This window comes from Aminobacter sp. P4_D5 (assembly GCF_056401815.1).
In genome coordinates this window covers 1-567 of the sequence record NZ_JBFUIP010001168.1, presented here as the reverse complement: position 1 = coordinate 567, position 567 = coordinate 1, and the positions used below count along the sequence as shown (strand labels likewise).

The following is a 567-nucleotide window of genomic DNA, read 5'->3' as shown; positions in this document are numbered from 1 at the left end:
GGCGCGGGCGGCTGCGCGCGCCATTCCGCTCGGAGAGATCCCGGGGGTGCTGGCCCGCGAGGGGCTGGACCGGCTCGACCTGCTGCGCCTTGGCGAGCCGGGCGCCGCGCGGCTGGCGGCCCAGATGGCGCCCTGGCTGCTGGAGCGCGGCACGCTGACCATCGTCAGCTTCGATCTCGGGGAGCTGGTGGTCGACGCCGCCGGTCCGCGCGCGCTGCTGGCCGCCTGCGTCGCCGCCTTCCCGCATGTGGTGGGCTTCGATGCGGCGCAGGAGCCGCGGGTTCTGCTCGACGACGTGGCGATCGACGTCGCACTGCGCCGCGCGCTGATGCGGGCAGACCGGCGCGACGAGCTCTTGCTGTGCCCCGATCTCGACTGGTTGGAGCATTACGGGACCATCTGACCTGCCCGACGCCGGGCCGGCGGGCTTCCTGCATGCGCGATCCCGCGTGATGGCGGCAAGGGCGCAAGCCTGCACTCCAGCAGGCATGTCCAATGTGGCTGGAAACTGCCCATGATTTGAGATGGCCTGCTTCGCCGATTCGAAGGTGCGCCGCTGCCTGTCCG

Annotated in this window: 1 protein-coding gene; it reads left to right on the top strand. The window is 72.0% G+C overall.

Going from position 1 to position 567, the window contains the following annotated elements; all coding sequences use genetic code 11:
* Positions 1-403, top strand: a 403-nt coding sequence (locus AC1DWF_RS37295) for a hypothetical protein (RefSeq protein WP_476843453.1), incomplete at its 5' end; no start/stop codon positions are given.
* Positions 404-567 lie beyond the last annotated feature (164 nt).